26 protein-coding genes are annotated in these 22,571 nt (G+C 70.7%); 21 read left to right on the top strand and 5 right to left on the bottom strand.

Annotated elements, in window-relative coordinates; genetic code table 11:
* Positions 1–72: 72 nt before the first annotated feature.
* Together ACWF79_RS06690 and ACWF79_RS06685 are read left to right on the top strand one after the other, a co-directional pair.
* On the top strand, positions 73–516 hold the full coding sequence (locus ACWF79_RS06690) for a GntR family transcriptional regulator (protein WP_453726955.1): 444 nt from the start codon (positions 73–75) through the stop codon (positions 514–516).
* Between the two features lie 11 nt (positions 517–527).
* Positions 528–1,097, top strand: a complete 570-nt coding sequence (locus ACWF79_RS06685; protein ID WP_453726954.1) for an HD domain-containing protein — start codon at positions 528–530, stop codon at positions 1,095–1,097.
* On the opposite strand, the gene ACWF79_RS06680 is transcribed toward ACWF79_RS06685, so the two are convergent.
* Complete coding sequence (locus ACWF79_RS06680) at positions 1,085–1,558, bottom strand: NUDIX hydrolase (protein ID WP_453726953.1); 474 nt, start codon at positions 1,556–1,558, stop codon at positions 1,085–1,087. The genes ACWF79_RS06685 and ACWF79_RS06680 overlap by 13 nt on opposite strands.
* Positions 1,555–2,325, bottom strand: coding sequence for a helix-turn-helix domain-containing protein (locus ACWF79_RS06675; RefSeq protein WP_453726952.1), 771 nt, complete (start codon positions 2,323–2,325; stop codon positions 1,555–1,557). Before ACWF79_RS06675 ends, ACWF79_RS06680 begins: the two co-directional genes overlap by 4 nt.
* 673 nt (positions 2,326–2,998) lie before the next feature.
* Here ACWF79_RS06675 and ACWF79_RS06670 point away from each other — a divergent pair.
* The 8 genes from ACWF79_RS06670 (at position 2,999) to ACWF79_RS06635 (ending at position 9,671) form a co-directional block, all read left to right on the top strand.
* A complete protein-coding gene (locus ACWF79_RS06670) occupies positions 2,999–3,262 on the top strand; it encodes a DUF6284 family protein (protein ID WP_453726951.1) in 264 nt (87 codons plus the stop codon).
* Entirely contained in the window at positions 3,259–3,597 is a 339-nt protein-coding gene (locus ACWF79_RS06665; RefSeq protein ID WP_453726950.1) for a hypothetical protein, read from the top strand. Before ACWF79_RS06670 ends, ACWF79_RS06665 begins: the two co-directional genes overlap by 4 nt.
* Positions 3,594–4,619, top strand: coding sequence for a DUF2637 domain-containing protein (locus ACWF79_RS06660; RefSeq protein WP_453726949.1), 1,026 nt, complete (start codon positions 3,594–3,596; stop codon positions 4,617–4,619). Before ACWF79_RS06665 ends, ACWF79_RS06660 begins: the two co-directional genes overlap by 4 nt.
* Positions 4,616–4,948 carry an RRQRL motif-containing zinc-binding protein gene (locus ACWF79_RS06655; protein WP_453726948.1) on the top strand — a complete coding sequence of 111 codons (333 nt, stop codon included), beginning with the start codon at positions 4,616–4,618 and terminating at the stop codon, positions 4,946–4,948. The genes ACWF79_RS06660 and ACWF79_RS06655 overlap by 4 nt, the downstream gene beginning before the upstream one ends.
* 14 nt (positions 4,949–4,962) lie before the next feature.
* Positions 4,963–5,175 (top strand): hypothetical protein, encoded by a 213-nt coding sequence (locus ACWF79_RS06650; RefSeq protein WP_453726947.1) that lies wholly within the window; start codon positions 4,963–4,965, stop codon positions 5,173–5,175.
* Between the two features lie 82 nt (positions 5,176–5,257).
* Complete coding sequence (locus tag ACWF79_RS06645) at positions 5,258–6,844, top strand: hypothetical protein (RefSeq protein WP_453726946.1); 1,587 nt, start codon at positions 5,258–5,260, stop codon at positions 6,842–6,844.
* A gap of 2 nt (positions 6,845–6,846) precedes the next feature.
* Positions 6,847–8,973, top strand: coding sequence for a hypothetical protein (locus ACWF79_RS06640; RefSeq protein WP_453726945.1), 2,127 nt, complete (start codon positions 6,847–6,849; stop codon positions 8,971–8,973).
* 209 nt (positions 8,974–9,182) lie between these two features.
* Positions 9,183–9,671, top strand: a complete 489-nt coding sequence (locus tag ACWF79_RS06635) for a hypothetical protein (protein WP_453726944.1) — start codon at positions 9,183–9,185, stop codon at positions 9,669–9,671.
* Here ACWF79_RS06635 and ACWF79_RS06630 read toward each other — a convergent pair.
* Complete coding sequence (locus ACWF79_RS06630) at positions 9,668–10,600, bottom strand: hypothetical protein (RefSeq protein WP_453726943.1); 933 nt, start codon at positions 10,598–10,600, stop codon at positions 9,668–9,670. The two genes, ACWF79_RS06635 and ACWF79_RS06630, sit on opposite strands and share 4 nt — an antisense overlap.
* A gap of 201 nt (positions 10,601–10,801) precedes the next feature.
* Here ACWF79_RS06630 and ACWF79_RS06625 point away from each other — a divergent pair, with 201 nt between their 5' ends.
* From ACWF79_RS06625 to ACWF79_RS06595, 7 genes are all read left to right on the top strand, one after another.
* Positions 10,802–11,755 (top strand): bifunctional DNA primase/polymerase, encoded by a 954-nt coding sequence (locus ACWF79_RS06625; protein WP_453726942.1) that lies wholly within the window; start codon positions 10,802–10,804, stop codon positions 11,753–11,755.
* Positions 11,752–13,308: a DNA primase family protein gene (locus ACWF79_RS06620; RefSeq protein ID WP_453726941.1), complete on the top strand. Its 1,557-nt coding sequence runs from the start codon at positions 11,752–11,754 to the stop codon at positions 13,306–13,308. The genes ACWF79_RS06625 and ACWF79_RS06620 overlap by 4 nt, the downstream gene beginning before the upstream one ends.
* A gap of 101 nt (positions 13,309–13,409) precedes the next feature.
* Positions 13,410–13,640: a helix-turn-helix transcriptional regulator gene (locus tag ACWF79_RS06615; protein WP_453726940.1), complete on the top strand. Its 231-nt coding sequence runs from the start codon at positions 13,410–13,412 to the stop codon at positions 13,638–13,640.
* An 84-nt stretch (positions 13,641–13,724) separates the two neighbouring features.
* On the top strand, positions 13,725–14,990 hold the full coding sequence (locus tag ACWF79_RS06610) for a tyrosine-type recombinase/integrase (RefSeq protein ID WP_453726939.1): 1,266 nt from the start codon (positions 13,725–13,727) through the stop codon (positions 14,988–14,990).
* Between the two features lie 132 nt (positions 14,991–15,122).
* Complete coding sequence (locus ACWF79_RS06605) at positions 15,123–16,592, top strand: aldehyde dehydrogenase (RefSeq protein WP_453726938.1); 1,470 nt, start codon at positions 15,123–15,125, stop codon at positions 16,590–16,592.
* Complete coding sequence (locus ACWF79_RS06600) at positions 16,592–16,825, top strand: ferredoxin (protein WP_453726937.1); 234 nt, start codon at positions 16,592–16,594, stop codon at positions 16,823–16,825. The genes ACWF79_RS06605 and ACWF79_RS06600 overlap by 1 nt, the downstream gene beginning before the upstream one ends.
* Positions 16,826–16,909: 84 nt before the next feature.
* Positions 16,910–17,443 carry a hypothetical protein gene (locus ACWF79_RS06595; RefSeq protein ID WP_453726936.1) on the top strand — a complete coding sequence of 178 codons (534 nt, stop codon included), beginning with the start codon at positions 16,910–16,912 and terminating at the stop codon, positions 17,441–17,443.
* 23 nt (positions 17,444–17,466) lie between these two features.
* On the opposite strand, the gene ACWF79_RS06590 is transcribed toward ACWF79_RS06595, so the two are convergent.
* A complete protein-coding gene (locus tag ACWF79_RS06590; protein WP_453726935.1) occupies positions 17,467–18,114 on the bottom strand; it encodes a TetR family transcriptional regulator in 648 nt (215 codons plus the stop codon).
* 218 nt (positions 18,115–18,332) lie between these two features.
* Between ACWF79_RS06590 and ACWF79_RS06585 the strand changes: the two genes are divergently transcribed.
* From ACWF79_RS06585 to ACWF79_RS06575, 3 genes are read left to right on the top strand one after another with little or no spacing between them, the layout of a single operon-like run.
* Positions 18,333–19,664: a glycosyltransferase family 4 protein gene (locus tag ACWF79_RS06585; RefSeq protein WP_453726934.1), complete on the top strand. Its 1,332-nt coding sequence runs from the start codon at positions 18,333–18,335 to the stop codon at positions 19,662–19,664.
* Positions 19,665–19,719: 55 nt separating this feature from the next.
* Entirely contained in the window at positions 19,720–20,502 is a 783-nt protein-coding gene (locus ACWF79_RS06580; protein ID WP_453726933.1) for a class I SAM-dependent methyltransferase, read from the top strand.
* Positions 20,499–21,578 (top strand): prenyltransferase, encoded by a 1,080-nt coding sequence (locus ACWF79_RS06575; RefSeq protein WP_453726932.1) that lies wholly within the window; start codon positions 20,499–20,501, stop codon positions 21,576–21,578. Before ACWF79_RS06580 ends, ACWF79_RS06575 begins: the two co-directional genes overlap by 4 nt.
* 5 nt (positions 21,579–21,583) lie before the next feature.
* Here the strand turns inward: ACWF79_RS06575 and ACWF79_RS06570 are convergent, their stop codons facing one another.
* Positions 21,584–21,874 (bottom strand): hypothetical protein, encoded by a 291-nt coding sequence (locus ACWF79_RS06570; protein ID WP_453726931.1) that lies wholly within the window; start codon positions 21,872–21,874, stop codon positions 21,584–21,586.
* A 111-nt stretch (positions 21,875–21,985) separates the two neighbouring features.
* Between ACWF79_RS06570 and ACWF79_RS06565 the strand changes: the two genes are divergently transcribed.
* A complete protein-coding gene (locus ACWF79_RS06565; protein ID WP_453726930.1) occupies positions 21,986–22,549 on the top strand; it encodes a hypothetical protein in 564 nt (187 codons plus the stop codon).
* The last annotated feature ends 22 nt before the right edge of the window (positions 22,550–22,571 follow it).

The raw sequence follows: 22,571 nt of genomic DNA, 5'->3' as shown, positions 1-22,571 counted from the left end.
GAGGAGCGCCAGTCTGGGGGCTGGGCCCACATGCGACCCTGGAAACAGTCGAAACTGCCGGAAGGAGGTGCCGTGGCGGAGGCCAGCCCGCGCGGAACCTATTTGCTCATCGCCGACGTGCTACGGAAGGAAGTAGCCGAGGGGCCTGAGGGCGGTTCGCTGCCCTCGGAGGCGGACCTGATGCGCAAGCACAAGGTGTCCCGCAACACCGTCCGGCGCGCGCTCAAGGTCTTGGAGGCCGAGAAGCTCATCGCCTCAGTGCCGGGTGCCGGCTGGCGGGTCTCGGGGAAGCCCATCCCGCCACTCGTCGACCGTATGACCAACGTGATCGCTGAGGACTCCCTGTCAGTAGGCGACGCGTACCCATCGGAATCGAGGCTGGTCGAGCGCTTTGGAGCCTCCCGCACGGCGGTCCGGCGCGCACTCGCGCAGATGGAGGGCACCGGTCTGCTTGCCACTGTCCACGGAAAGGGGCGTACTGTGCGCGCCCTCCCGACGAACCTGGAGGAGTCATAGCCTTGGCGACCATGGGGCTTACCGACTGGGCGTACTCGCTCTCTGAATCGCTGCTGTCTGAGCCGTTGCCGCGCCGGTGGGCGCACTCCCTGGGGGTCGCCAATCGGGCCCGGACGCTGAGCCCGATCCTCGGCAAGGACGCCGAGCTGCTGGAGGCTGCGGCCGTCCTGCACGACATCGGCTACTCCCCGTCCATCGCCACCACCGGCTTCCACCCGCTCGACGGCGCGCGGTTCCTGCGCGACCAGGAGGGGGCCGACGAGCGCGTTGTCCGACTCGTCGCTCATCACTCCTGCGCGCTGCTGGAGGCGGAGGAACGGGGGCTCCGGGACCAGCTGGAGACGGAGTTCGAGCTGGAGCGGCCGGAGCTGGTTGATGCCCTCATCGTGTCCGACATGACGACGACGCCGGACGGCGGACACACGACGCCAGCGGCCCGCCTGAACGAGATCGTGCAGCGGTACGGCCCGGACACGATCGTCGGTCGTTTCATCCAGCGGGCGGCGCCTGAAATCTACGCCGCAAACGAGCGCGTGGAGCGCCGCATGGCTGCCGCCGCATCCGGTGCTCAGCCGATGTAGGGCTCCTGGCGCGAGTCGTCCAGACCGTGATCGATCCGCAGCCGCATGGACGGATGGATGTCCAACTGATCGAGGTCCGCTGGGTCCACCCAGCGGACCTCCTTCGATTCGCTGCTGGTGCGGAGAGTGCCCCCGACGGGGTGGGCCCGGAAGCAGATGGAGAACTGTTGCCGGACCTCGCCGTCGTCGTAAGCGAGCACATGCTCTGGGTCTGTGTAGAGCCCGACGATGCCGTCCACCTCGACGCTGATCCCGGTCTCTTCCTCGACCTCGCGCACGGCCGTGTCGCCGATGCGCTCGCCGATGTCGTGGCCGCCGCCTGGAAGGGCCCACAGGTCGTTATCCGTCTTGTGGATCAGGAGGAGGTGCCCGTGGTCGTCTCGGACCACGACAGTCACGGAGGGGACCACCGAGTTGGCTTTGGGTGCCTTCGGGTCGCGGAAGTAGTCGATCCGGCTCATGCGTCCGATCCTCCCAGGTCGGTGGGTGATGAGATGGGACGGGCGCTCTCCCAGACACGTTCAACGCTCTCCGCATAGGCGTCGAACAGCTCTCCTCCGGGAACGCGCTGGAGGTGCAGGACTGGCGCCATGTAGGCGCCGACGCCGTACAGGTGCCCGTTCGCCAGCATCACGTCATCGGCACGGTAGATCGAGTTGTAGAGCGTGGTGGAGTGCAGCCGGAACTCCACCCCGGGGAGCTTGAACAGCGGCGCATAGTTCACCAGCGCATTGCGAATCTTGCTCGCCATCGCCCCGCCGATGCCCTCGTCGTTGCCGCGCATGGCGACTGCGGCCGAGTCGGGGTCGCCGAGCATGAACCGGATCCGTAGGCCATCGGCCGACTTCTCCTTCACCACCTGGTGAAACGCAGCGTCCTCGGTGAGCCAGAAGCCCGAGTAAACCAGTACGTCGAAGTGCTGCTTGGCGCCGGCGTAGAGCTGCGGCCAAAGGCGACTCGGCACGACCGAGCGGTGTGGGTAGAGCTGGACCAACTCGGCGTTTCCTGCCTCAGTCACCTCCGCCGACGTCCGCTCTTCCGGCCAGAGGTAGGAGACCTCCCGCCCGAGAAGGGATGCCGTCGCGTACCTGTACCGGCGGTACGGCTGACGCTTGGGCTCATTGATCCAGCGCTCCACGGTCTTCGCCGACACCCCGAGCCGCTCGGCGATCTGATCTAGCGTCATGCCGCTCTCGACGATCGCGCCACGCAAGCGCTCATTGGCCATGCCGTGCACTCCCTCCCTGAGGGACGACTTGGGACGACTTCACCGTAGCGAAGACGTCCTGGAGTTGGGCAAGCACGGGGTTCATCGTCGTGCCTGATCAAGCCACGCTGTAAGCACCTCAGCGGGGCGGACTCGCGAAGTCGAAAAACTGAAGGACTTGACTCCGCGAACCAACCACTCCATCCTGAGGAACAGGTACTACATGTACCTCACGCCCGGAGGGCTCCGCACTAGGCGGGTCAGCTCGATGGAAGCGACTGCTGGTTGAGAACTGAACAGCGTGATCCACCGCAGTACGACGCCGTGACGACGCCGGCGTTGCGAGTGGAGACCAGCCGATCGAGACCGGGCCCGATGTCACAGCCGGCCCCACACCCCTTATGGGGGACACGCAGTCGGCTCTAAAGAACCGCGTGGACTACGTCCTGATCACCTCCGAGAACCAGACCTCCTCGGGGCGAGGGGTGCCGCGCGCATTGGAGGTCTGCGCGTCACCCCAACGCTTCCGCAGCCGTTCGGCTGCGGCCGGTTGCCTCCTCCGCCCGTCCGGCCCCCTCGCGGGTGCCGGACGGGCGGGGTCGAGGGGAGCCGGATGGTTCCAAACGGCTGAGGTCCCAGAGCAGCCACTCCGGGACCTCGTTCGGGCCGTTCCTGTCTGGAAGGAGCTGACCCTATGAAGTCCATCATCACACTCCCGGCCACGTCTGAGGCGCTGGCGTTCGACGGTGAGCCGTCGGCGGCGGAGCTGGACGCGATCGAGCGGGAGATGCCGTTGATCCTCGCGGAGGTCGACCTGCTCGACGTGCGGATCGCGATGCTTGACCGTCCGGCCACCGAGCTGGACGGTCGGAGCCTGCGCCGGGCCCGTAACCGGGTCCTGGTTGAGCGCCGGAAGCTGACGAACCGCGCCGCCTCCTCGCTGGGCGGTGCCGCGTGAACGCCGCGTTCCTCGCCGACATGGGCGCCCCGCTGCTCGCGCTGCGGGTGCTCGCCGTGGACTACCCGCACCTGCCGGCGCCGTGCGTCTCGCTCTCGACGGTCTACCCGGAGCGGCTGGAGCTGAGGTTCCACGACGACTTCGGCGCGTTCGAGGCGTGGCGGGAGGCGCTGGGCATCGACCCGGTGAACGTGGTCCACCGCGTTCAGAGCGACGGCCGCACGTGCGTCCTGGGTGTTCACGCCGACTACGCGGGCGCCGAGGTGCACCTGACCGGGTACGGCACCGTCCTGGCCGTCGAGGAGGCGCGTTCACGGGTGGAGGTGCCCGCGTGAACGACGTTCAGATCCGTTCAGCGGAGCGGGCACTGTCGGTCGGCACATGGCTGATCGTGGCAGGGGCGATGCTCTACTCGGTCCTCACCGTGACCCCGCTCATGGCGGCGCACACGGCCGACGAATGGGACTGGACCGCCCCGATCCTGCCCCTGGTCGTGGACGCGGCGGTCGTCATCGTGGTCCGCCTGGACTCGGTTCTGGCCCGGCTCGGCGGTCACGGCGGCCGGTGGCCCATCGCACTGCGGTGGATGACCGGCGGCATGACCCTCGCCCTGAACGTGGCCGACTCCGCGCTCAAGAAAGACCTGGTCGGCGTTGCCGTGCACGCCGTGGCGCCGCTCCTGCTCATCGTCACGGCAGAGACCGGTCTCGCCTACCGCCGCGCCATCTCCGGCGCCCTGGCTGCGCTCAAGGCCCGTGAACAGCTTGAGCGGCAGGAGAGGGAGCGGGCCGCCGCCGAGCGGGCCGAAGCCGCCGAGAAGCGCGTACGGGAGCAGCGGGAGTTCGAGGCCCGCCTCGCCCGTGAACAGCGTGAGCACGAAGCCGCCCTGCTCCGTGAACAGGCTGAACGCGAGGAGCGGGCGCGGCGCGAGGAGCGCGAGCGGGAGGCCGCTGCCGAGCGGGAGCGGCAGGCCGAGCGTGAACGCCTTGAACGGGAGCGTGAACAGCGGCGCGCGGCCGAGCAGGAGCGTGAACGGCAGCGGCAGGCCCGTGAACGGCAGGCCGCCCAGGAGCGTGAGCGGCAGCGCCGCGAGCGCGAGGAAGCGACCTTGCGTGAACAGCGGGAGCGTGAGGCACAGGCCGAGCGTGAACGCGCCGCGCTGCTCGCCGCCGGCCCCGCCACCGAGAAGCACCCCGAGGACCTGGCCCGCAAGACCGTGGCCGCCGCGTTCGGTGCGGGGCTGTCGGTGCGGCAGGCCGCCGAGCTGTGCGGCTGGTCGATCGGCTGGGTCTCCACCCGCTACCAGGAACTCCGAGACAACACCCCGGCCCCCGCTCTTGAAGGGGCCGCCCGGTGATCCCCACCTATCCGTGGCGGTGCGCCCCGGAGGGGTTGGCGACGTTCCGGCAGCTCCGCGCGCAGGGTCTGCGCCCGGGTGGTCAGGACGTCGTCGCTCAGCTGGAGCGGCCCCGCCGTCGGCGTGGCCCGCTCGTCGCCTACCTGTACCGGGTCGACCTGGCCAAGCCGGTACGGCCCATGACCCCGGCCAAGCGGGCCGCCCTGGAGCGGGCGAACGCCGCCCGCCGGGTCTGCCCGGAGTGCGGCCGGGACGCCGGCTACCGCATCCCGGTCTCGCTCGGCATGTGCGTCCCGTGCGCGGACGCCCCCACCGAACTCGCAGCCTGAACTGGAGGAATCCCATGGAGCACGGCCAGTCGCAGGGCTCGCACGCGTACGTGCTGACCCTGTCCAACCCGCGCGGGCAGGGCATGGTCAGCGGCACGATCACCCCGGCTCCGGGAGCGTCCCGCTACGACGTCTACCTCGACATTCGCCGCCACGCGGTGAGCGTCTACCCGTCGCTGGGGGACGCCACGGTCGTCTTCTTCTCGCTGGAGCCGAACACCCTCTGACCTGCACCTCTGGCAGGGCCCGACCATCCACCTTCCACAGCTTTGGTCGGGCCCCTGATCTCCCCTAAGGGAGGTAGCAAGGATGACGGACATCAGCACGGAGCCGGTAGTGGGCACCACCGCCCCGGCTCCGCCGACCGCTCCGCCCCCGCCGCCGGCCGCCGCCGAGCAGCCGGTGAAAGACACCGGGAAGGTGGAGAACACCCCGGGCGGTTGGCCCGTGGTGCCGCTCGCCACGACCGGTGTGAACAGCACGGTCAGCGGGGTCGCCGCCGCCGCACTCGTCGCCGGTCCGCCCGGCGCCGCCGTGGCGCTGGCCGGTGCCGCCCTCGTCGGCGGCGCCGCCCTGGCCCGCCGCGCCGCACGCAACCGCACCACCAAGACCACCGCGCGGGCCGCAGCGAAGAAGGTTCCCACCCCGCGCCCGTCTCTGCGGACCTCCACCGGTACCCGCAGCGCTGGTAGTTCGGCCGGCCACCGCGCGGCCGGATCCGGCAAGGGCGGTTCGGGGTCCTCCCGGGCCTCGAAGGGCCGTACCGGCTCCACCGGAACGTCCTCGCCGTCGGCGGCACGGCCGCAGCCGAACAGCCGCCTCGGGCAGGTCAAGGCGCTGCGTCAGTCGGCCCGCACCGCCCCCGGCTCGGGGTCGACGCGGGCGGAACGTCGCGCACAGGCTGTGCAGAATCGCCGGGCGGTCGCCGACACCCGTCGCAACACCCCCTCGTCGGCTCGCTCCTCCTCCGCCGGCCGCCCCGGTGCCGGGGGCAGCAAGGGCGGACCGGCCAAGAACCGGTCCGTAGCCGGTCGTTCGTGGCTGGGTGGGAAGGTCCGGGCCGGTCGTGACGCTGCGGTGCAGCGGGCCCGTACGGCTCGGGACCGCTCCGCCGCGCGGGCCGTGGACGGGGCTCGCGAGAAGGTTCGTTCGGCCCTGACCGCGAAGCAGGCCAAGGTGGCGAAGAAGGCCGTCCGCAAGGACGCCCGTAGGGCCCTGTGGAAGTCGGCCGTCAGGAAGCAGGGCCGCCGCCTGCTCGCCGCCCTCGCCGCCGCGCCGGTCGGTGCGCTCGGCATGCTCACCACGCCGCTCGGCCGGAAGCTCGGCATCAAAGCGCTGCAGCACCCCGGCCGGCGCCTGTACCGGCGTCTCATGCGGACCGCCGAGGAGCAGCAGGCCGTCCGGGACGCGGCGATCCGTGAGCGGCTGGCCGCCGCCGAGGCCGCGATCGACGCCGACCTCGCCGACAAGCAGCGGCAGATCGGCGGCACCGCCGAGCGTCCCTCGTTCCTTACTCCCGCAAGCCCGTCGTCTCCTGTGGAGGTCGTGAAAGTGTCCGGTTTCAAGTTCGAAGAGGCCGCCGCCGAGATGGAGAATGCGGCCCGCACCTACGAGCCCGAGACGGCCATGGAGATCCTGTCCATGGTCGACAACCTGCCCCAGGCCCTGAACCACGTCGCCGAGACGTTCAAGATCCTGGCCGAGCGCTCCGACTCGGAGTTTCCGCTGGAGAAGGACATCGCCGCCGCGTTCGACGAGATCTACGGCGCGCTGATGCGCGCGGTCGACGCCTCCGACCAGGTCGGGCCGCTGTTCCGGCAGGTCCACGAGCACGACATCGCCCGCCACGAAGACCCCCGCAACGGCATCGACGCCGAGAAGGGCTGGAACGTCTGACCATGGCCACCACCAACGACCCCAAGGTTTCCTCGGGGCCGGTGTGGGACTGGAGCGCCGGTCACGGACCCGTGACCGGCGCTCTGTCCGCCACCACCGGCGCCCTCGCCCTCGCCACCACCGGAGCCGCAACCGGCATGCCCCCCGGCTGGGCCCTCGCCGTCGGCACGGCCGGCGCGATCGGCCACACCATCTCCACCCTGCGCGAACGGCTCTCCGCCCGCACCGTCACCCTGCGGGCCTCCTCCTGGCTGCTCGGCGCCGGGTGGACCACGTGGGCCATGACCAGCGGCCCGCTGACCTGGACCGCGCTCGGTTCCCTCGCCGTCCTCGGTGTCGGCATCGGCACCGCCGCCCGCTCCACCAGCCTGTACGAGGACGCTCGCGAGCTGGAACTCATCGCGCTCGCAGACGGGCAGGTCGCCGCCGAACTCCAGGCAGAGCGCCGCACCCGGGCCGCGGAGTGGGTCGACCGCGTCCAGCGCGTCTGCGGCGTCACCCTCACCGTGCTGGCGATCGAGAAGTGGCCCACCGGCACCGGCTTCACCATCGACGCCGAACTCCCCGGCGGCACCACCTACAACCAGGTGGCGAAAGAATCCGCCCGGCTGTCGGCCGACGCCCGCCTGCCGCACGGCTGCACCGTCGCCGCCACCCCCGGCATCCACCAGGGCCGCGTCCTCATCGACGTCTCGACCGTGAACGTTATCGCCGGAGAGATCCCCTACCCGACCGACTACGGGCCCCTCTCGATTCACACGGGCCTGCCGTGGGGGGTGCGTTCCGACGGGCGGGAAGTCCCGGTCTACCTGCGCGAGCAGTGCGCGCTCATCGTCGGGCCGACCGGCTCGGGCAAGACGAACTTCGTCCACACCGTCCTCGCCGGATTCGCCCGGACCACCGACGTCCTGACCTGGGTCATCGACCTGAACGCGGGATCGGCCGGCCTGCCCTGGGTCCGCCCCGCCCTCGACGGCGACGGCAACCCCCAGGGCGAGACCCGCCCCGGAATCGACTGGCTCGCCTCCACCCCGGAAGAGGCGGCCCTGATGCTCGACACCGCGCTCAGGGTCGGGAAGCACCGCAAGGTCGCCTATCAGGACCTCATGGCCAAGGCGAACACCGACCTGCTGCCCATCTCCGCGCAGATCCCGCAGATCATGCTCGTCATCGACGAGGGCGCGGAGATCCTGGCCAGCAACGACCCCAAGATGCGCGACCTCGCAAAGAAGATCCTGGAGGTCATCCGGCTGCTGCGCGCCATGGGCACCCGCACCGTCCTGACCGCGCTCGGCGCCACCGCGGCCGTCCTCGGCAACCTCATGATCCGCCGTGAGGCCAAAGCCCGCGTCGTCCTGACCGGCGGCGAGGTCGAAGGAATGGACCTCTCCCGCATCTTCCAGAGCACCCAGGGGCTGCGGCCCGAGCAGGCCCCGTACAAGGGCGCCGGATTCATCGGCACCCCGGAGTCGGCGCCGGGCCTGTTCAAGTCGTGGCGGATCACCCCCAACCAGATCGCCGACATCGTCCGCGCCACCTCCGCCCTCCACCCCCGGCTGGACGACGTCTCCGCCAAGGCCGCTGGCCCGGCCTACGCCCGACGCTGGGACACCACCCGCACCGCGTGGATGCGCGACGGCACCGTCGCCGCCGAGCAGCCGACCACACGGGCCGCCGCCGACCGGCCGGCCCGCCCGGGTGGGCTGAACCTGTCCGCCCTGCGCGACGCTCCCGCACCGGCCGCGCCGGTGAGCGACGAGGACGCCCTCGCCGCCCGGTTCATGGCGCAGATCGACGCCGAGTTCGGCACCACCACCGAACCCAACCCGGACGAGCGTGAGGGGGGCGAGGGGCGGCCGGGGCTGAACCTGTCCGCGTTCCGGATGGAGCAGACCGACAGTGAGGCCCGCAAGGCCGCGCTGGCCGTGCTGCTCGCCGCCGGGCGCGAGGGCACGGGGGCGTCGGCGATCGCCCGCGCGCTCGCCGAGGAGCACGGCACCAGCCGGCAGACCGTCGTCGGCTGGCTCAAGGAGTGGACCGAGGACGGCACGGCGGTGCGGATCGGGACCGGCACCAAGACCCGCTACGTCCACCACCGCCACCACTCCGGCGACCCCGACCAGGCGTGACCGGTCTCGCTTGTCGCCCCCACCCCAGGGAGGGCCCTGGACGGCTCTCAGAGAGCCGGAAACGGCCTTTGACCTGGGAGACGACAAGCGACAAGACAAGACAAGCGACAAGCCGCACGACAAGCCAGACGACAAGCGACACGACAACCAGGCCACCGGGCAGCACCCCACCAACGGGGTGCTGCCCGGCCCGTTGAGAGGGGCACCTTGTGCACGAACCGACCGCGTATGAGATCACCACCCCCACCCCGTGGACGCCGCCGCCGGCCGCCGCCGCGCGGCCGGTGATCCTCCCGGCGGATATCCCGCCCGGGGTCGACTGGGTCACCCTCCCCAACGGCGTGCGGACCCTCGCCTACACCCACCCCGCGCCCCCGCCGCAGGTTCCGGTTACGGCCCCGCAGCCGATCCCGGCGTGGGCCAAGACCACCGCCCTGCTCGCCCCCACCGTCGGCGGCGGGATCGCCGCCGCCGGTATCGGACTCTCCTACGCCGCCCCGGGACTTATCGCCATGAGCCACGCCCTGTGGTCCGCCGCCGCCCTCGTCGTCGCCGCCGTCATCGCCGTGCCCGTCCTCATCCGCACCGCCCGCCGCGCCACCGGCAGCCGCGGCACCGGCGGCACGACGCACATCACGCAGAACATCACCGCCACCGGCCTGTTCGGCCGCGCCAACGGCACCCTCAACCAGCGCTAGGGCACCGGGAAGCCGGCGAATCCATCGCCGTTCTGCACGACGAGCGAGATGTTCTCGGAGTCGAGCCATTCGCGAACGTCGGGCGTGGGCTCGCTCGGCAAAAGCACGGCGACGCGGAGTCCCGCGGGGACTTCGTCCTTGAGATGCCGGCGGTAGTCGAGGAGCTGCCCCACTGCCATGCGGACATTGGCCCGGGTGGTCTGCCCCTTCGCTTCGTAGAGCACGTTGGCCGTGACGTCGTACAGGTCGGGCACGAGCGGACCGGGCTCGCCCTCCACCGTGATCTGGAAGCTCTTGAACTCGTGGCCAGCAGCGCTGAGGAATGTCTCGAACGCCGTCACCAACTGGCCTTCGCGTCGCAGCACGGTCCGCGGGCCGCCCTTGATGTTTGCGATTGTCTCGCTCGTCTTGTGCTGCTCGGTCTTCTTACCCTTGATCTCTTCAACGGCCAGCGCCGGCCACTCGACCGGCAGGTCGATGACGCCGCTCTTAGTCGCCGGGGGCACCGCGTCCTTCGGCTCGAAGAGAAGTACCGCGCCGGGCGCAGGGCGGAAACGGAAGACGAAGACGTTGCGCAGCACGTTGTGCTTGTCCGGCGCCCTACGGACCACGTACGGCAGGCTCGGATCCAACACCACCTGCCCGACGTACCGCTGCTTCACCAGCTTCTTCCCGGGCGCCGCCTTGCCGTCGGCGACGAACAGGTGAACCTCACGGCCGTCCGTGATGGTGTCCACGAGCGTCTTATTGCCGCGGACCATCTTCTGATCCCCCTCAGCACCGGCCCCCGTGTACAGGTACAGCGTCCCGAACTCGTCATCCTCGGCGCGGCCGTCGAAGGTGTAGCCGTGCTTCTCTCCGACGCTCGGGTCGGAGTACACGAACACCTTCCCCGAGTTCTTCGCCGGGACGATGCCGCCGCTGTACACCGAACCCCCGTAGGCATCCACGACTTCCTCGCGCGTCGTGATCAGGCCCGGAACGAGATCAAGAGTCGTCATCCCTCGAATCTAAATGCCCCCTCTGACAGCAGGGGCTAGATCCAGAAACCACGAGAGCGGTCCCCGTCTCGCCAAAGCCGGGACCGCCCTCGCCTACCAGCGCTTCTCACAGAACTGGAGACACTCAGCATGACCCAACACGCCCCCGTTCGGCGAGACCCGGACGGGTTGCCGAGTATCGACCTGCCCGGACTCGACCTGCTCGCGCACGCGATCGCTGCGGCCGGGCGCGGGTGGCACGTCTTCCCGCTTCGTCCCCGCGACAAGCGGCCCTCCGGCCACCCGGAGCGCATGTGCCCCGGCACCGGCCGGTGCTCCCAGGGGCACCGCACCCCGGAGCAGCGCGCCACGACCGACCCGGGCTTGCTCGCCGCGGCGTGGACGCACGCCCCGTACAACATCGGGATCGCGACCGGCCGGTCCGGGCTGCTCGTCGTCGACCTCGACATGGTCAAGGAGGGAGAGCCAGAAGGAACGCCTGACGGCGTGACTTCCTTCGAGGCGCTCTGTGAGCGCGCCGGGCAGACCGTTCCCACCACCTACCGGGTGCGGACCGCGCGCGGCGGGATGCACCTGTACTTCACCCAACCGCCCGGCGCCCAGCTCGGCAACACGGCCGGGCGGCTCGGGAAGCACGTCGACACCCGGGGCTGGGGCGGATACGTCGTCGCCCCCGGCAGCACCACCCAGGACGGTGCCTACGCCGTCCTGGACAGCATCGCCCCCGCCCCGCTGCCCGACTGGCTCACCCAGGCGCTCACGGAGCCGCCCAAGCCCGTGCGGGCCGCCGCCCCGGCTCCCGCGCTCACGAGCGGCGCCCGCGTCGCCGAGGTGGCGCTGGAGCGCGAGACCGCCGCCGTCCAAAACGCCCACGAAGGCGGCCGCAACGCCCAACTCCTGACGTCGGTAAGGGCGGTGGGCCGGTTCGTCGCGTGGGGAGACATCCCCCGGCACGTGGCCGAGGAGGCTTTTCAGGCGGCGGGGGAGGCGGCGGGACTGCCGCCGGCCGAGTGCCGCGCCACGATCCGCAGCGCGCTCGACTGGTCCCTCCGCACCGCCCGACCCAGGCAGGCCGCCGCATGAGCCGCGCCGAATCCCCCCTCCTGAAAAGCCCCATCCCGACCGATTTGCGGGCCGAGGACGCCGAACAGACCGCCGTGCCGCGAGCGGTAGGCGACTCGAAGGACGTCGCCGAAGGCGTCCCTTCTAGCACTGACCCGCACACGGTCACCGGGCAGGACATCGGCACGGAGGAGTTGCCGTCTCCGTCGAACCCCATGGCCGTTGCCCGGCGTCTCGTCCCCGACTGGCGTACGGAGGACGGCCGACTGCGGCTGCGTCGCTGGCACGGCATGTGGATGCGCTGGACCGGCACCTGCTGGCGCGAGTACGACGAAGCCGAGCTGCGCGCCGGCCTGTACCGGCGCCTGGAGCACGCCACCTTCGTCGCTGGGGAGGACAAGAACGGTTTCCCCGAGGTGCGGGAGTGGGCGCCAACCAAGACGAAGATCAGCAATCTGCTGGACGCGCTCTACGGCATCACGCTTCTGTCCAGCGACATCGACGCCCCGGCCTGGATCGACGGCGAGCGCGGCCGGCACGACGCCAGTCCGATTGTCGCGTGCCGCAACGGGCTGCTGCGGATCCGGGACCGTGAGCTGCTGCCGCACAGCCCCAGCTTCTTCAACCTCGCCGCCGTTCCCTTTGACTACGACCCGACCGCCACCGCCCCGGAGTGGGAGACGTTCCTGCGGGAGATCTGGCCGGACGACCCGGAGTCCATCGCCGCTCTTCAGGAGTGGTTCGGCTACGTCCTCTCCGGGCGGACCGACCAGCAGAAGATCCTGCTCATGAAGGGCCCGTCCCGCTCCGGGAAGGGCACGATCGCGCGGGTGCTGAAGGAGCTAGTCAGCAAGGAGAACCTGGCCGGGCCCACCCTCGCCGGGCTGGGGACCAACTTTGGGCTGTCAACGCTCATCGGCAAGCCGCTCGCGATCATCTCCGACGCCCGGTTGGCCAACGAGAACAACGTGGCCGTGGTCGAGCGGCTGCTGACCATCTCCGGCGAGGACACCATCGACATCGACCGGAAGTACCGCGAGCCCTGGACCGGCAAGCTGCCGACCCGGCTGATGATCCTCACCAACGAGCTGCCGAACTTCGGCGACTCCTCCGGGGTCATCGCCAACCGGTTCATCGTGCTCAACACGACCCGCTCGTGGCTGGGCAAGGAAGACCCCACCCTGCTCGACCGGCTGATCGCCGAGATGCCCGGCATCATCAATTGGGCCCTCGATGGTCTCGCCCGCCTGGAACGCACCGGACGGATCACCGCCCCGACATCCTCCCGGGACGCGGTCACGATCATGCAGGACACCGCCTCACCCACCAGTGCGTTCGTCCGGGAGCGCTGCATCACCGGGCCCATGCGGGAAGTCCCCGTGGACGTCCTGTGGGCCGCGTGGCGGGAGTGGGCCGAGGACAACGGCATGAAGTCCATCGGCACCAAGCAGGTCTTCGGCCGCAACCTGCTCTCCGTCGTCCCCCAGCTCCGCCGTACCCGCCCCCGGGATGCCTACGGCCGGCAGGTCGCCACCTACACCGGCATCACGCTCAACGTGGACCCACATCTCTGAGAGTCGCGACTCACCGCGACTCAAGACCTCGAATCCCGGCTTTGAGTCGCAGTGAGTCGCGACTCAAAGCAATGTCACTCCAACTTTTCGGAGGGCACTCGATGAAGCCCCACGCCGGCCCCCGGGCCACGCTCCGGGCCGGACTCCCGGACCGCTACCTCACCCCCGAAGACATCGCCGCGATGTTCAGCGTGCCGCTCGAAACCGTCTACCAGTGGCGCCGGAAGCGCACCGGCCCGCCTGGCTTCCGCGTCGGTAAGCACGTCCGGTACGACCCCGCCGCCGTCCAGCGCTGGACGAGTGAGCGCATAGCCGCCGACCTGGCTGCCTGAGACCAACAGTCGATAGACCAGCTCAGCGGGACGCGGCCGTGTGGCCGCGTCCCGCTGCCTTTCCCGAAAGAGGCACAGCACCATATGGCAGGTCACATCCAGGATCGCTGGTTCAAGGTCGAGACCGGGGCGGATGGCAAGCCGCGCCGGGTCAAGACCGAGCGTTTCGGCTCCGGCATGCGCTACCGCGCCCGGTACGTCGGCCCCGACGGCACCGAGAAGTCCAAGAGCTTCCCCGACAAGCAGAAGCGGTTGGCCGAGCAGTGGCTGACCAGCATCGAGGCGGACATGGCGCGAGGGGAGTACATCGACCCGAAGGTCGGCCGCACCACCTTCCAGCAGTACGCAGAACGCTGGGTCGCCGCACAGACGACGGACATCGCCACACGCACCGGGGCGGAGTCCAGGATCCGGCTGCACGCCTACCCGTACATCGGCGCCCGGCCCCTGAGTTCGTTCCAGCCCGAACACATCCGGGAGTGGCTGCGGAAGCTCGAAGACGCGGGACTGGCCGCGTCGACAAGGCGCACCATCTTCGCCAACGTGTCGGCCGTCTTCACCGCCGCCGTGGACGACCGGCTCATCGCACGGAACCCCTTCCGTGCCGCTTCCGTGAAGGCGCCGGCGCCGACTCCCAGGAGGGTCCGCCCGTGGACCGCCGAGCAGGTGTTCGCGGTACGGCAGGCACTTCCCGCTCACTACCGGGCGATGACAGACGTCGGGGGCGGCTGCGGTCTTCGGCAGGGAGAGATCTTCGGTTTGCCGGTCGACGAGGTGGGGTTCCTGACCGGATGGCTGCACGTGGGCTACCAGGTGAAGATGGTTGGCGGTCGGGCCGTCTTCGCGCCCCCGAAGCGGGGGAAGGTCCGTGACGTACCCCTTCCCGAGGAAGTGGGCCGCGCGCTCGCCGCCCACATGAAGGAGTTCCCACCGCAGGAAGTGACGTTGCCGTGGGAGACCCCGGACGGACCGCCCCTGACTAAGCGGCTCATGTTCACCACGGAGGAGGGCAAGGCGGTCGGTCGGCACTACTTCAACACCGCGTCGTGGAAGCCCGCTCTCGTGGCCGCTGGTGTGCTTCCCGAGCCAGAGCCGGGGGAGAGGGCCCAGTCGTCGCGCGAGGACGGCATGCACGCGCTGAGGCACTTCTATGCCTCCGTCCTGCTCGACGCCGGCGAGAACATCAAGGCGCTGAGCGGGTACCTCGGTCACGTGGACCCCGGTTTCACCTTGCGGGTCTACACCCACCTAATGCCGAGCAGCGAGAGCCGGACCCGGAAGGCCGTCGACGACGTGTTCCGGGCGGTCGGTGGAGCGGCTGACGGCCCAGAGACGGCCCAGGCGGCATAACGAAGGCCCCCACCGGCGGGAAAACCGCTGGTGGGGGCCGGTTTGGTCAGGAGTATGGCCAAGTATAACTAGAACTGGTATCAGTTCTGATACACAGTCAGAAACACTGCGGGTTCCGGGAGGCAGTCGGTCATGACCGAGCTTGTGGAGCACGGAAAGCTGTACATCGGCGGGGAGTTGACCGACCCGGTGGGCGGTGACGTCATCGAGGTGGTCTCGCCGCACACCGAGGAGGTCATCGGCCGGGTGCCGCACGCCTCCCGGGCCGACGTCGACCGGGCCGTCGCCGCCGCCCGCGAGGCCTTCGAGCACGGGCCCTGGCCCCGGACGACCCTCGCGGAGCGGATCGAGGTCGTCGGGCGGATCAAGGACGCCATCGCCGTACGGCACGAGGAGATCGCCCGGTCGATCAGCTCCCAGAACGGCTCCCCGTACTCCTGGAGCGTTCTCGCCCAGGCCCTCGGCGCCATGATGGTCTGGGACGCGGCGATCACCATCGCCCGTGAGTTCCCGTACGAGAGCAGGCGCGCCGGGGTCCTCGGGCCGATCATGGTGCGGCGCGAGCCGGTCGGTGTCGTCGCGGCGGTCGTGCCGTGGAACGTCCCGCAGTTCACCGCCGCCGCCAAGCTCGGGCCCGCGCTGCTCGCCGGCTGCACGGTGGTCCTCAAGCCCTCGCCCGAGTCGCCCCTCGACTCGTACATCCTCGCCGAGATCGCGACCGAGGCCGGGCTCCCCGACGGCGTCCTGTCCATCCTGCCCGCCGACCGCGAGGTCAGCGAGTACCTGGTCGGCCACCCGGGCGTCGACAAGGTCTCCTTCACCGGTTCGGTCGCGGCCGGCAAGCGCGTGATGGAGGTCGCCTCCCGCAACCTCACCCGCGTCACCCTCGAACTCGGTGGCAAGTCCGCCGCCGTCATCCTCCCCGACGCCGACCTGGCCGCCGCGGTCGCCGGGATCGTCCCCGCCGCCTGGATGAACAACGGCCAGGCGTGCGTCGCCCAGACCCGGATCCTCGCCCCGCGCAGCCGGTACGACGAGATCGCCGAGGCCCTCGCCGCCGCCGCGGGCGCGCTGGTGGTCGGCGACCCGCTCGACCCGGCCACCCAGGTCGGCCCGCTCGTCGCCCAGCGGCAGCGGCAGCGCTCGCTCGACTACATCAAGCTGGGCCAGGACGAGGGCGCCAAGGTCCTGACCGGCGGCGGCCGTCCGGCCGGCCTCGACCGCGGCTGGTACGTCGAGCCGACCCTCTTCGGGGCCGTCGACAACTCCATGCGGATCGCCCGCGAGGAGATCTTCGGGCCGGTGATCTGCCTCCTGCCGTACGGGGACGAGAGCGAGGCGCTCCGCATCGCCAACGACTCCGACTTCGGGCTCAGCGGCAGCGTCTGGACCGGGGACGTCGAGCATGGCGTCGACTTCGCCCGGCAGGTCCGCACGGGCACCTTCAACATCAACACCTTCAGCCTGGACATGCTCGGCCCGTTCGGCGGCTACAAGAACTCCGGCCTGGGGCGGGAGTTCGGCCCCGAGGGCTTCGGCGAGTACCTGGAGCACAAGATGATCCACCTGCCGGCCGGGTACGAGGGGCCGGGTGGTGCGTGATGGGCGACCGCTGGCACGTGGAGGTCGACCGGAGCGTGTGCATCGGCTCCGGCATGTGCGTCAACCACGCCCCGGACGGCTTCCGGCTCGACACGGCCCGCCAGTCCCACCCGCGCGAACCGGAGTCCGACGCGAACGAGCAGGTGCTCGCGGCGGCCGAGGGCTGCCCGGTGGAGGCGATCGTGATCACCCTGCTCGACGGAGGGGAACCGGTCTTCCCGCCCGAGGAGTAACCACGACCACTCGTTCACGCGTGCAAAAATCTTCCCTTGATCGCGGGGGCAACGGGCCCGTGTGCGCTCAGGATTGGGAGAGTTGTGCGCAAGGCGAAGATGGTGGCCGCGGCCGCCGGTGTGGTGCTGCTGGTGGCGGGCTGCGGCAGCGAGGGCGGCTCGGGCAAGAACAAGGGCGGTTCGTCCGCCTCCTCCTCGGGCTCCACGACCGGTGGCACGGAGACGGGCGGCGACAGCCCCACCGCGGCCGCGGTGGAGAAGGAGATCGAGGCCGCGGCCACGGCGGCGGGCTTCGTCCGGGACGCCTCGGGCGAGGACGTCCCGGCCGGGCTCAAGGAGTGCATGGTGTCGTGGACGCCCGACGCGAAGAAGGCGGCGGACCCGAAGAAGTCCTACGACGCCACGGTGACGACCCTGACCGGCGGCGGCTGGAAGGAAGGCCAGAAGACCGAGCAGACCGGGTCCACCATCAAGACGCTGAACAAGGGCGGTTGGTCGCTCAAGGCCAGCAACCACGGCGCCGCCGGCTTCTCCATCGTGATGTTCATCGCCACGGACAACTCCGCGAAGTGCGAGGCGCTGTTCACCGCCGACCTGGAGAAGAACAAGAAGCCGTAAGGGTGTTTCCGCGTCCCGTGGCGCTACGGCGCCGCGGGACCGGTCGGTGGCCGGACGGGGGTCGTCCGTCCGTCCGGTGCCGTCAGGTCGATCAGGCGGCAGACCGTCTCGATGTCGATCTTCACCTGCGCGATCGAGGCCCGTCCCGAGAGCCAGGTGATCAGCGCCGAGTGCCAGGTGTGCTCGATCACCCGTACCGCCGAAAGCTGCTGCGGCGTCGGGTGTTCGAGCCCCATCGCGTCCAGGATGATCGCCGTCGTCAGCCGCGAGACGGTGTCCACCTCCGGGCTCACGCTCCGGTCCGCGAACGTCAGTGCCCGCACCATCGCGTCCGCGAGCTGCGGTTCGCGCTGGAGCGCCCGGAAGGCCCGCATCAGCGTCTCGGCGACCCGCTCGGCCGAGGTCTCGCCCGCCGGGGGCCGCTTGCGCAGCGTGGTGTGCATGTGCTGGAGCTGGTCCTGCATCGTCGCGACCAGCAGATGGATCTTGGACGGGAAGTAGCGGTACAGCGTGCCCAGCGCCACCCCGGCGGCCTCGGCCACCTCCCGCATCTGTACGGCGTCGAATCCGCCCCGCCCGGCCAGCTGCGCGCTGGCGTGCAGGATGCGACGGCGGCGCGCCTCCTGGCGCTCCGTCAGGGGCGGCGCTGCGGGTCTGTCTTCCGCGGTCATGGAGTCCCGTTCCGTGCGGTGGGCGAGCGGCGGTACGGCCGGAGTATGGCGGGGCTTCCGCCGTGGCGCGAATCACCTGATCCGGCTCTCACGGCGGGGCTACCTGCCGGTAGATTCTGTGCTCCTTGAACGATCAAGAACGATCAAGTCTGAAACTTGTTCTAGATTAGCGCGAGCGGTTACGCTCCCGCGAAACGCAAGCTCGAAGGGGGCAGCGAGTGACTGCTGAGGCCATAGAGGCAGGCCCCCGCCAGGGCGTCACGGACGGTGGTCACGGTCCGTTGCGGATCGCTCTCCTCACGTACAAGGGCAATCCCTTCTGTGGTGGTCAGGGCGTCTATGTCCGCCACCTCTCCCGCGAACTCGCCCGCCTCGGCCACCACGTCGAGGTCATCGGCTCGCAGCCGTACCCCACCCTCGACGAGGGCGTCCCGCTCACCGAGATCGCCAGCCTCGACCTGTACCGCTCGCCGGACCCGTTCCGTACGCCGAAGCGGGACGAGTACCGCGACTGGATCGACGCCCTCGAGGTCGCCACCATGTGGACCGGCGGATTCCCCGAGCCGCTCACCTTCTCCCTGCGCGCCCGGCGCATGCTCGCCGCCCGCCGCGGCGACTTCGACGTCGTCCACGACAACCAGACGCTCGGCTACGGACTCCTCGGCGGCCCCCGGGTGCTGGGTGCCCCGCTCGTCACCACGATCCACCACCCCATCACCGTCGACCGGCAGCTGGAGCTCGACGCCGCCGACGGCTGGAAGCGCCGCGCCTCCGTCCGCCGCTGGTACGGCTTCACCCGGATGCAGAAGCGGGTCGCGCGCCGCCTGCCCACCGTCCTCACCGTCTCCGGCTCCTCCCAGCAGGAGATCGTCGACCACCTCGGCGTACGCGAGGACCGCGTGCGGGTCGTCCACATCGGCGCCGACACCGACCTCTGGTCGCCCGACCCGTCCGTCGCCGAGGTCCCCGGCCGGATCGTCACCACCTCCAGCGCCGACGTCCCGCTCAAGGGCCTCGTCCACCTCGTCGAGGCGCTGGCGAAACTCCGTACCGAGAACCCGGCCGCGCACCTCGTCGTCGTCGGCAGGCGCGCCGAGGACGGGCCGGTCGCGCAGGCCATCGAGCGGCACGGACTCGAAGGGGCCGTCGAGTTCGTCAAGGGGATCTCCGACGCGGAGCTCGTGGACCTCGTCCGCTCCGCCCAGGTCTCCTGCGTGCCGTCCCTGTACGAGGGCTTCTCGCTGCCGGCCGCCGAGGCCATGGCCACCGGGACCCCGCTCGTCGCCACCACCGGCGGCGCGATCCCCGAGGTCACCGGAGCCGACGGCGAGACCTGCCTGGCCGTGCCCCCCGGCGACGCGGACGCGCTCGCGACGGCGCTTGCGCGACTGCTCGGCGACGCGGACCTGCGGGCCCGCCTGGGCGCTGCCGGGCGCGCACGGGTTCTCGCCAACTTCACCTGGGCCCGCGCGGCGCAGGGCACCGCCGAGCTGTACCGCGAGGCGATCGCCGCGCGCGGCACCGCCGCCCGCCAGGGAGCCCGCCGGTGACCGCCGCCCCCCTGTCCCACCCCCGCACCGCCACCCCTCCGGAAGGGCAGACCCCGTGCTGACCGTCGACTTCACCCGCTTCCCGCTCGCCCCTGGCGACCGCGTGCTCGACCTGGGCTGCGGTGCGGGCCGGCACGCCTTCGAGTGCTACCGGCGCGGCGCCCAGGTCGTGGCCCTCGACCAGAACGGCGAGGAGATCCGCGAGGTCGCCAAGTGGTTCGCGGCGATGAAGGAGGCCGGCGAGGCCCCGGCCGGCGCGACCGCCACCGCGATGGAGGGCGACGCGCTCAACCTGCCGTTCCCCGACGCGTCCTTCGACGTCGTGATCATCTCCGAGGTCATGGAGCACATCCCGGACGACAAGGGCGTCCTCGCCGAGATGGTCCGCGTGCTCAAGCCCGGCGGCCGGATCGCGATCACCGTTCCGCGCTACGGCCCCGAGAAGGTCTGCTGGGCGCTCTCCGACGAGTACCACGAGGTCGAGGGCGGCCACATCCGCATCTACAAGGCGGACGAACTGCTCGCCAAGATCCGCCAGGCGGGCCTCAGGCCGTACGGCACCCACCACGCGCACGCGCTGCACTCCCCGTACTGGTGGCTGAAGTGCGCGTTCGGCGTGGACAACGACAAGGCCCTGCCGGTGCGGGCGTACCACAAGCTCCTGGTCTGGGACATCATGAAGAAGCCGGCCCTGACCCGGGTCGCCGAGCAGCTGCTCAACCCGGTCGTCGGCAAGAGCTTCGTGGCGTACGCGACCAAGCCGCACTCCCCCTCGCTTGCCTGGGGGGACCCCCAGCCCAAGGCTGACGCCGTCGACACCGCGGACGCCGCCAAGTGACCTCTCCCGAGCAGATCGCGGAGCACCTGCTCCTGCCCGGGGTCCTCACCGCCGAGCAGGCCGCCGAGACCGTCGCCGGGATACTCGCCGTCCAGCGCGAGGACGGCGCGATCCCCTGGTTCCGCGGCCACCACCTCGACCCCTGGGACCACACCGAGGCCGCCATGGCCCTGGACACGGCCGGCGAACACGCGGCGGCGGCCAGGGCGTACGAGTGGCTGGCCCGGCACCAGAACGCCGACGGCTCCTGGTACGCGGCCTACCGCGACGGCGACCCGGACGACGTCACCGACCGCGGCCGGGAGTCCAACTTCGTCGCGTACATCGCCGTCGGCGTCTGGCACCACTACCTCGCGACCGGCGACGACGCCTTCCTCGACCGGATGTGGCCGGTCGTCTACGCCGCCGTCGAGTTCGTCCTCGCCCTCCAGCGGCCCGGCGGGCAGATCGGCTGGAAGCGGGAGGCGGACGGCACGGCGGTCGACGACGCGCTGCTCACCGGGAGTTCCTCCATCCACCAGGCGCTGCGCTGCGCGCTCGCCATCGCCGAGGCGCGCGAAGAGCCCCAGCCCGACTGGGAACTGGCGACGGGCGCGCTCGGCCACGCGATCCGCAACCACCCCGAGCGCTTCCTCGACAAGTCCCGCTACTCGATGGACTGGTACTACCCGGTCCTCGGCGGCGCCGTGACGGGCGCGGCGGCCACCGCCCGTATCGACGCGCGCTGGGACGACTTCGTCGTCCCCGGGCTCGGCGTACGGTGCGTCCTGCCCAACCCGTGGGTGACCGGCGGCGAGAGCTGCGAACTCGCCCTCGCGCTGTGGGTGACGGGCGAGTCCGACCGGGCCCTGGAGATCCTCCAGTCCATCCAGCACCTGCGCGCCGAGGGCGGCATGTACTGGACGGGGTACGTCTTCGAGGGCGACAAGGCCGTGTGGCCGGAGGAGCTCACCACCTGGACGGCCGGCTCGCTGCTGCTCGCCGTCGCGGCGCTCGGCGGCGACGAGGCGACCGGGGCGGTCTTCGGCGGGGAACGGCTGCCGAGCGGCCTGGAACCGGACTGCTGCGGCGACTGATCTCGTCAGTGGCGGCGGCGCAGGCCGCCGGCCACGGTGTGGCCGATGGCGAGGTAGACGACGGCGGCGAGACCGTAGCCCGCGACGACCCGTGCCCAGGTCTCGTCGAAGGTGAACAGGTCGTGGGACCAGCCCGCCAGCCAGCGGGCCGCCTCCTGGACGAACTCGACCAGGCTGTTGGCCCGGTTGGCCTCCAGCAGGTACATGAGGATCCACAGGATGATCAGACCGGCCATGATGTCGGCCGCCGCGGCGATGATCCTGGCCGCTGTCGTCGTACCGCTGCGTGAAGTCATGGGGTTCGGATTGCCGCGATCCGGTGGCGGAAACCCGTTCGGGGTCCCCCGGGTGGCGGAGCGTCGGGGGCGGGGCGAGGGTGGCGCCAAAGCCCTCAGGGAGGTTCAGCCGTGCCCCGTTCCGTTCCGCCGGTTCCCTCCGGTCCGATACGCCGCGGTGTCGTGGCGCTCCTGCTGGCCTGCACCCTGCTCCTGACGACGGCCGCCTGCGGCGGCGACGACGAGCAGAGCGCGAGCGGCAGCGCCACGGCGAGCGCGACGGCCGAGCGCCAGAAGCTCGCCAAGACCCGGTTCGTCGCCAACGCGGGCCTGGCGGCGGGCGCCACGTACCAGTGGATCGTCAAGCCGTACCGCGCGGGCAAGTTCAAGAAGGGCGCGGACGGCCAGAAGTTCGCGCTGGTCAAGGCCGGTCTGGCGGGAGCGTTCGCGTACAACCGGCTCAAGGCGGCGGTGAACAACGCCAAGGGCGACGAGCACCTCTCGAAGGCGGTCGCGCCGCTCACGGCCGGCATCGACAAGCTGAAGGACCTCGGGACCAAGCTCCGCAAGGGCGAGGCGAGCGAGGCGGACGTCGGCACGTTCGAGGACGTCATCACCAACGTGAAGGACGCGGGCGCGAGCGCCGGCGCCGTGGTGACGGACAAGGTGCCGAGCACCTCCCAACTGGGCGGCTGAGCTCCCCGTTCAGCTCCGCGAG

This window comes from Streptomyces sp. NPDC054975, from assembly GCF_053609105.1.
Note: the sequence above shows the minus strand (reverse complement) of the source record. Positions and strands in the feature narration are given on the sequence as shown.

Coding starts and splice junctions, on each gene's coding strand:
- ACWF79_RS06670 (WP_453726951.1), top strand. CDS start 2,999: ATGAAGTCCATCATCACACTCCCGGCCACGTCTGAGGCGCTGGCGTTC.
- ACWF79_RS06625 (WP_453726942.1), top strand. CDS start 10,802: ATGACCCAACACGCCCCCGTTCGGCGAGACCCGGACGGGTTGCCGAGT.
- ACWF79_RS06600 (WP_453726937.1), top strand. CDS start 16,592: ATGGGCGACCGCTGGCACGTGGAGGTCGACCGGAGCGTGTGCATCGGC.
- ACWF79_RS06640 (WP_453726945.1), top strand. CDS start 6,847: ATGGCCACCACCAACGACCCCAAGGTTTCCTCGGGGCCGGTGTGGGAC.
- ACWF79_RS06645 (WP_453726946.1), top strand. CDS start 5,258: ATGACGGACATCAGCACGGAGCCGGTAGTGGGCACCACCGCCCCGGCT.
- ACWF79_RS06615 (WP_453726940.1), top strand. CDS start 13,410: ATGAAGCCCCACGCCGGCCCCCGGGCCACGCTCCGGGCCGGACTCCCG.
- ACWF79_RS06675 (WP_453726952.1), bottom strand. CDS start 2,325: ATGGCCAATGAGCGCTTGCGTGGCGCGATCGTCGAGAGCGGCATGACG.
- ACWF79_RS06570 (WP_453726931.1), bottom strand. CDS start 21,874: ATGACTTCACGCAGCGGTACGACGACAGCGGCCAGGATCATCGCCGCG.
- ACWF79_RS06620 (WP_453726941.1), top strand. CDS start 11,752: ATGAGCCGCGCCGAATCCCCCCTCCTGAAAAGCCCCATCCCGACCGAT.
- ACWF79_RS06605 (WP_453726938.1), top strand. CDS start 15,123: ATGACCGAGCTTGTGGAGCACGGAAAGCTGTACATCGGCGGGGAGTTG.
- ACWF79_RS06590 (WP_453726935.1), bottom strand. CDS start 18,114: ATGACCGCGGAAGACAGACCCGCAGCGCCGCCCCTGACGGAGCGCCAG.
- ACWF79_RS06650 (WP_453726947.1), top strand. CDS start 4,963: ATGGAGCACGGCCAGTCGCAGGGCTCGCACGCGTACGTGCTGACCCTG.
- ACWF79_RS06685 (WP_453726954.1), top strand. CDS start 528: ATGGGGCTTACCGACTGGGCGTACTCGCTCTCTGAATCGCTGCTGTCT.
- ACWF79_RS06610 (WP_453726939.1), top strand. CDS start 13,725: ATGGCAGGTCACATCCAGGATCGCTGGTTCAAGGTCGAGACCGGGGCG.
- ACWF79_RS06680 (WP_453726953.1), bottom strand. CDS start 1,558: ATGAGCCGGATCGACTACTTCCGCGACCCGAAGGCACCCAAAGCCAAC.